The organism is Streptomyces sp. NPDC007901, assembly GCF_042959465.1.
GTDB lineage: Bacteria > Actinomycetota > Actinomycetes > Streptomycetales > Streptomycetaceae > Streptomyces.
This window is the reverse complement of the sequence record NZ_JBIBKW010000035.1, coordinates 62,365-70,665: the sequence shown is the minus strand read 5'-3', so window position 1 is coordinate 70,665 and position 8,301 is coordinate 62,365. Positions and strand designations below refer to the sequence as shown.

Annotated in this window: 1 protein-coding gene; it reads right to left on the bottom strand. The window is 72.6% G+C overall.

The genetic code is table 11. From position 1 onward, the window contains the following. The coding region (locus ACFZDK_RS51920) for an amino acid adenylation domain-containing protein (protein ID WP_390985367.1) at positions 1 to 8,257 on the bottom strand (8,257 nt) is incomplete at its 3' end. Positions 8,258 to 8,301: the final 44 nt, after the last annotated feature.

Genomic DNA, 8,301 nt, shown 5'->3' with positions numbered 1-8,301 from the left:
ACACAGACGCCAGATTCACCAGCCCCCCATGCGTGACCTGCACACCCTTCGGCACACCCGTCGACCCCGACGTGAACATCACATACGCCAACTGAGCCGCTGCGACCTCCACTCCCAACGGTCCCGACGACACCCCCTCCACCACCGCCGGGCCATCCACCACAACACCATCCACACCCAGCTCACCCAGCGTCACCCCGGTCCCCACCACCACCGACGCCCCCGCCTCCCCCACCATCAACCGCAACCGCTCCACCGGAAGCTCCACATCCAACGGCAGATACACACCCCCCGCCTTCCACACCCCCAACACCGCCACCACCCACTCCACACCCCGCGCAACACACACCCCCACCACCGACTCCGCCCCCACACCCCGACCCCTCAAACACCACGCCACCCGATCCGCCCACGCATCCAACTCCCCATACGACAACGCCACATCCCCACACACCACAGCCACCGCACCCGCATCACCCACCACCCGACGCCCAAACAACTCCACAACCGAACCACACCCAAAGTCCTCCACCACCCCCTGCCCCAACCCCGCCAACCGACCCCGCTCCCCACCCGCAAGAATCGCCAACTCACCGATGCGCAGGGTCGGTTCCGAGGCGATCGCGTCGAGGAGGAGGGTCAGTCGTGTGGCCAAGGTCGCGGCGGCGGGGGCGTCGAACAGGTCCGCGTTGACGGTGACGGTGCCGCCGAGGCCGCCTGGTGTGCCGCCGGTGTCGAAGGACTCGACGACCTTGATGTCGATGTCGAACGGTGACAACGCCGCGAGGTTCGAGGTGAGGTGCGTGGTCTCCAGGCCGTCGAGGTCGACGGACGCCTCGGCGGTGTTCTGGACGGTGAGCATGACCTGGAACAGGGGGTGCCGTGACAGTGAGCGCGTCGGCGCGAGTTCCTCCACCAGGCGCTCGAACGGGACGTCCTGGTGTTCCAGTGCGGTCAGCCCCGACTCCCGTACGCGGCCGAGGAGTTCGGTGAAGGTCGGGTTTCCGGACAGGTCGGTGCGCAGGACCAGGGTGTTGACGAAGAAGCCGACGAGGTCGTCCAGGGCCTCGTCTGTCCGGCCGGCGACGGCGGAACCGATGGGGATGTCCGTGCCGGCGCCGAGCCGGGACAGCAGCGCCGCGAGCGCCGACTGCATGATCATGAAGAGGGTCACGCCGCTGCTGCGCGCCAGCGCCGTCAACCGCCCGTGCAGTTCCGCCGGCATGTTGATCGGTGCGCGGTGTCCGAGGTTGCCGAGGGCGGCGGGGCGAGGCCGGTCGGTGGGCAGGCTCAGTTCCTGCGGAGCCCCGGCGAGTGCCGCGCGCCAGTGGTCGATCTGTGCGGAGAGGATGCTGTCGGGGTGCTCGGCCGCGCCGAGCAGGTCACGCTGCCACAGGGCGAAGTCGGCGTATTGGACGGGGAGTTCGGGCCAGTCGGGCGCTTCGCCCCGGCGCCGGGCGGCGTACGCCGTCGACAGGTCGCGGGCGAGAGGTGCCATCGACCAGCCGTCGGTCACGATGTGGTGCATCACCAGGAGCAGCACGTGCTCGTCGGGGCCGCTGCGGAAGAGCCGGGCGCGGACGGGTGCCTGGGTGGCCAGGTCGAACGGCCGGTCGGCCTCGGCGGCCAGTGCTTCGTCGAGCCTCTCCGGGGTGGTGTCGGTCAGGGTCACCTGCCAGCGTGGATCGTCCGCGTTCACGACCTGCTGGTAGGGGCCGTCGTCGTCGGTGGGGAACAGCGTACGGAGCATTTCGTGGCGGCCGAGGACGTCACGCCAGGCGGCCCGGAGTGCGGTGACGTCGAGGGAGCCGCGCAGTCGTACGGCGACCGGCAGGCGGTATGCCGAGCGGGGCCCCTCCAACTGGGCGAGGAACCACAGTCGTTGCTGGGCGAAGGACGGTGCGAGGCGTTCGGGCCGCGGCCGGCGCCGGAGCGGGGTCCGGGCCGGGCCGGTCGAGGTGAGGCGTGGGGCCAGGCCGGCCGGTGTCGGCTCCTCGAAGAGCAGTCGTACCGTCGGTTCGGCGTTCAGGGCCGTGCGGATGCGGCTGACCAGGCGGGTCGCGAGGAGTGAGTGTCCGCCGTGTGCGAAGAAGTCGTCGTCGACGCCGAAGTGTTCCGCGCCGAGGACGTCGGCGAAGAGCGAGCAGAGGATCTCCTCGACCGGGTTCGCCGGCGGCCGCCCCGGCCGGTGTGTCGCGCCGGCCGGGGCGGGCAGGGCGGCGCGGTCGACCTTGCCGTTGGCGGTGAGCGGCAGGGCGTCGAGGGTGACCACGGCTGAGGGCACCAGGTAGTCGGGAAGGCGTGCGGCGAGGTGGTCGCGCGGGGAAGGGAGGTCGTCGTGGGTGTCGTCGTCCATCAGCACGTAGGCGACGAGCCGTCGGTCGCCAGGTGTGTCCTCGCGGACGGCGACCACCGCCTGTCGTACCAGCGGGTGTTCGGCGAGTACGGCTTCTATCTCTCCCGGTTCGACGCGGAAACCGCGGATCTTCGCCTGGTCGTCGGCGCGGCGCACGAAGTCGAGGACCCCGCTGCGCAGCCAGCGCGCCAGGTCTCCGGTGCGGTAGAGGCGGGTGCCGTCGCCGATGACGGGGTCGGCGACGAAGCGTTCCGCGGTCAGGGCGGGGCGGCCGAGGTAGCCGCGGGCCACCTGTGCGCCGCCGATGTACAGTTCGCCGACGACGCCGGGGGCCACCGGCTGGAGGAACTCGTCGAGAACGTAGAGGCGGGTGTTCTCGAACGGAACTCCGATCGGCACGGTCGCCGGGACGGTGCCGGCCTCGGTGAAGGCGAGCTGGGTGGTGAACGCGGTGGTCTCGGTCGGGCCGTACGTCGTGCGGACGACCAGGCCCGGGTTGGCCTCGAGCAGGGCTCGTACCGCTGTCGGTGACACCACGTCACCGCCGACGGACACCTCCCGCACGCCGGCGAACATCCGCGGCGACTCCTCCGCCAGGACCGTGAACAGTCCCGAAGGCGCTGTGACATTGGTGACGGCGTGCTCGGCGATCAGGTTCGCCCGCTGGGCGACGTCGAGGTCTCCGGAGGGCACGACGACGAGGCAGCCTCCCCGCAGCAGGGGTACCCAGAGTTCGTACGTCGAGGCGTCGAAGGCGTGGTTGGCCTGTATCAGGACGCGTTCGGCCGTGTCGTCGCGCCAGCAGTCGGCCGAGCAGAAGTTCACCACGTTCGCGTGGGTGACCGCGACGCCCTTGGGGGTGCCGGTCGAGCCCGAGGTGAACATGACGTAGGCGAGGTTCGACGGGGAAGTGCGCGACCGCGGGTTTCCGGGGTCTTCCCGGGTGCCGGGGTGCTGTGCGTCGACCGGGACGATCTCCACGCCGGGTCCGAAGCCGCCGTCCCGGAGCGCGGGGTGGTCGGCGGTGGCGGGGGAGGTGAGTACGGCGGTGAGGCCCGCGTCGGCGGCGATGGTGCGCAGGCGTGCCACCGGGTGGTCGATGTCGAGGGGGACGTAGGCGGCTCCGGCCTTGAGGGCGCCGCACACGGCGACGATCAGGTCGGCGGAGCGGGGCATCAGGACACCGACGAGGCTTTCCGGTCCGACGCCCCGGTCGATCAGTTCGTGCGCCAGGTGGTTGGCGCGGGCGTTGAGTTCGCCGTACGTCGATGTGCGGCCGTCGAAGACGACGGCCGGGGCGTCGGGCCGACGCGCGGCCTGTGCCTCGTAGAGCTCGGTCAGAGAGGCGCCGCGTTCCGGTCGCACCGTGCCGTTCCATTCGGCGAGCACCTGGTGGCGTTCGTGTGCGGTGAGGACGTCCAGGTCGCTGAGGCGCTGTGCGGGGTCGTTGGCGACGGTCTCCAGGACACGCAGCAGCCTCTCGGCGAGACGGTGGGCCGTCTCGGGGTCGAACAGGTCGGCTGCCGCGGTCAGTGTGAGGCGGAGTGCTGCCGGGCGGGCGGTGTCGCCGGGGGTTTCGTCGACGGTGACGCTGAGGTCGAAGCGGGCCCGGGGCGGTGTCGAGGCCGTTGCCGAGGTCGTGGTGACGCCGGGCAGCTCCACTGCGGCTTCGGGAGTGTTCGGTCCGGAGAGCATGACTTGGAACAGAGGGTGGCGTGAGAGTGAGCGCGCCGGTGCCAGTTCCTCGACGAGGCGCTCGAAGGGGACGTCCTGGTGCGCGAACGCGGCGAGGCCGGTGGCGCGCACTCGGTCCAGTACGTCGGTGAAGCCCGGGTTTCCGGACAGGTCGGTGCGCAGGACCAGGGTGTTGACGAAGAAGCCGACGAGGTCGTCCAGGGCCTCGTCGGTCCGGCCGGCCACCGGCGAACCGATGGGGATGTCCGTGCCCGCGCCGAGCCGGGACAGCAGCGCCGCGAGCGCCCCTTGCATGATCATGAAGAGGGTCACGCCCCGGCCGCGCGCCAGCGCCGTGAGTCGCCCGTGCACCTCGGCCGGTACGTCGACGGTGATCGCGTGGCCGTCGGCGCCGGCCACAGCGGGACGTGGCCGGTCCGTCGGAAGGGTCAGTTCGTTCGGTGCGCCGGCGAGCGCCGAGCGCCAGAAGGCCAGCTGCCGGGCCGCCGGGCTGTCGGGGTCTTCCGTCCGGCCCAGGTTCGCCCGCTGCCACAGCGCATAGTCCGCGTACTGCACCGGCAGCGGGCTCCAGTACGGCTGCCGGCCCCGGCGCCGGGCGGCGTAGGCGTGGGACAGGTCCCGCAGGAGCGGCGCCAGCGACCAGCCGTCCATGGCGATGTGGTGGATCAGCAGCACGAGCACATGCTCGTCACCGGGCGCGAGCGAGAACAGCCGGGCCCGCAGCGGGATGTCGGTGGCGAGGTCGAAGGCGTGGGCCGCCTCCTCGGCGACGAGTCCGTCCAGGTCGGCCTCGTCGACGTGGCGCACCGGCAGGGTCCGGTCGAGGTCGTCGAGGTCCACGACGCGCTGGTAGGGCCGGCCGTCCTGGGCGGGGAACATGGTGCGCAGTGCCTCATGCCGCCCCAGTACGTCCCGCAGGGCCGACTCAAGCGCCGTCACGTCCAGGGCGCCGGTCATGCGCAGGGCGATCGGCACGTTGTAGGAGGGGCTGGCGCCTTCGAGTTGGCCGAGGAACCACAGGCGTTGCTGCGCGAACGACAGTGGTGGCAGCTCCGGCCGGGCGCGGCGCGTGAGCGGCTCGCGCGGGGGTGTCCCGGTGAGGGCCAGGTGCCGGGCGAGGCGGGCCGGCGTCGGTGCTTCGAACACGGTCTGGAAGCGGACGTCGACGCCCAGCGCGGTCCGGACCCGGGCGGCGAGTCTGGTGACGAGCAGCGAGTGTCCGCCGAGCGCGAAGAAGTCGTCGTCCGCGCCCACCCGTTCGACACCGAGTACGTCGGCGAAGACCGCGCAGAGGGCCTCCTCGGCAGCCGTCGCGGGACCGCGTCCCCCGGTGGCCGCCGTGTGGTCCGGGGCGGGCAGTGCCGCGCGGTCCAGCTTTCCGTTCACGGTCAGCGGCAGCGCGTCCAGCATCACGACGGCCGCGGGCACCATGTACTCGGGCAGGCGCTGCGCGACGTACTCCCGGACGGCCGCCGCGCTGTCGTCCGCGTCCGCCTCGGGGACGACGTAGGCGACGAGCCGCTGGTCGCCCGGCGTGTCCTGACGCGCCACCACGACTGCCTGCGCCACCGCGGGGTGGGCGGCGACGGCGGCCTCGACCTCTCCCGGCTCGATCCGGACTCCGCGGATCTTCACCTGGTCGTCCGCGCGGCCGAGGAACTCGAGGGTGCCGTCCGGCCGCCACCGCACGACGTCACCCGTGCGGTAGAGGCGGGTGCCGTCCGCGGCGAACGGGTCGGCCACGAACCGCGCGGCGGTAAGGGCGGGGCGGCCCAGATAGCCGCGGGCGAGTCCGGCCCCCGCCACGTACAGTTCACCGGCCGACCCGACGGGCGCCGGCCGCAGCGCCCCGTCGAGCACGTGCACCCGGGTGTTGGCGATGGGAGAGCCCATGTGGGGTGCGTCGCCGGGCCGCAGGGGGGCGGTCATGCTGACGCACACCGAACTCTCCGTGGGCCCGTAGGCGTTGACGAAGTCTCTGCCGTCCGCCCAGCGGGTGACGAGGTCCGCGCCCAGTGCCTCGCCCGCCGCGACGAGCGTCGACACCCGGCTGAGCCCGCCCGGCCGCACGGCTCCGAGGACGGAGGGCGGAACGGTGAGGTGGGTGACCCCGTGGCGGTCGGTGATGTCCTCGAGTCCTGCGCCGGGCAGCATCTCCCGCGTGCCGGCCAGGACCAGGCACGCGCCGTGGCACAGCGCCATCACCAGGTCCCACACCGATGCGTCGAAGCCGGGCGAGGAGAACTGCAGGACCCTGCTGTGCGGATCGATCCGGAGGCGCTGCGCCTGGGCCGCCGCCAGGTTGGCCATGCCCGAGTGGCTGACCACGACGCCCTTGGGCGTACCCGTCGAACCGGACGTGTAGATCACGTAGGCGGCCTGCTGCGGGAGGATCCGCTCGGGTCCGGCCGGACGGGCGGCCGGCGCCGGGGTGTTGTGCTCCGGTGCCGGATCGTCGAGGACGACCACCGTGGGAGCGGTGAGCGCGCCCACCAGGTCGCGGGTGGTGACGAGGATGCCGCACCGGCTGTCGGCGCACATGAACGCCAGCCGGTCGGCGGGATGGCTCGGGTCCAGCGGAAGGTAGGCGGCGCCCGTCTTCCACACGGCGAGGATCACCGCGATCGCGTCCCGGCCGCGCGAAAGACATACCCCTACGACCGACTCCGCGCCGGCCCCGGCATGGCGCAGTCGCCGGGCCAGCCGTTCGGCCCGGTCGTCCAGCTCGGCGTAGGTGACGGAGGTGTCGCCGCAGGCGAGGGCGGTGGCGTCCGGGGTGCGGGCCGCCCAGTGTGCGATCTGTTCCGGCACCGTGGCGGCCGGGACGGGGCGTGCGGTGTCGTTCCAGGCCCGGGTCACCTGCTCGTGCTCGTCCTCGCCGAGAAGGTCCGCGCGCGCCACGGCGTCGGTGGGCGCGGCCGAGCACACCCAGTCCAGGACGCGGCGGAACCGGCGCAGCAGCCGCTCGGCCTCCTCGGCGCCGTAGACGTCGGGGTTCACGTCGAAGGTGATGGTCATGCCGGCTTCGGTCACGCCGCCTTCGGCGCCCGTGTCGACGACATTGATCCGCAGGTCTTCGACGGCACCGCCCGCCAGCAGCCGCACAGTTGCCTCGGCGGCGCCGAAGCGCAGCGGCCCGGGGGTCGGAACGGTGTTGACCACGAGGCCCGAGTCGATGCCCTCGTCGACGCGGTTGAGGTCCCTGAGCATGTCCTCGAAGCGGTAGCGCTGGTGCCGCAGCCCGCCGCGCATCGCCTCCGCCACCCGGCGGGCCAGGGTCCCGAGCGTCGTCCCCGGGCGGATCGCCGTGCGGACCGGCAGGACGTTCGTGGTCATGCCGGGGACGCGGCGGAGCCGGCCGCCGGAGCGCCCGAGCACGGGCACCCGGACGACGACGTCCTCGGCTCCGGTGCTGCGGTGGGTCATGAGCGCGCCGCTGAGGACCGTCAGCTCGATGACACTGCAGGAGAGCCGGGCGGCGGCGGACCGGATGCGGGCCGCGGCGGCGGCGTCGACCACGTCGGTGTGGCGGACCGGGAAGCGTGAGGGACGGCGGCGGGGGCCGCCGCTGAGGCTGGCGGGCGCGGGCGGGTCCGCCAGCGCGGCGAGCCAGTGGTTCCGGTCCCGTTCGTGGTCCGCCGACCGGCGGTACTCCTGGTCGGCGTCCAGCAGCGCGGACAGCGGCTGCGGACCGGCGTCCACGACCCGGCCGCCTTCGGTCAGGGAGGTGTACAGCTCGGCCTGACGGGCTGTCAGTACCGAGGTGCTGAAGCCGTCCACGGCGATGTGGTGCACGCGCTGGTACCACAGGTGCCGGTCCGGCGCGACGCGCAGGAGGGCGTGGCTGAACAGCGGGCCGCGGGCCAGGTCGGTGGGGCGGCGCATGTCGGCCCACATCCACTCCAGCGCCGCGGCGACGGGTTCGGGCTCGGAACCGACGTCCAGCAGGTGCAGCGGCCAGTCTCCCGGGGGTGCGACGGTCTGCCGTACTCCGTCCGCCGTCTCGGCGAACCGCAGATGGCAGGCCTCGGCCTCGTCCACCGTGCGCCGCAGCGCCTCCTCGAACAGCCGCGCGTCGAGCGGGCCACGGATGTCCAGGTAGAGGCCCAGGTGGTAGACGGGGTCGGCCGGGCCGAGCCGCAGGGCGTGCCAGATGCCGAGCTGACCGGGCATCGGCTCACGGTGAACGCCTTCGGTTCCGGACATCTGCTCGTCCTTCTCTGCTCGGCTGCTGGGCGTCGTGGGTTCCG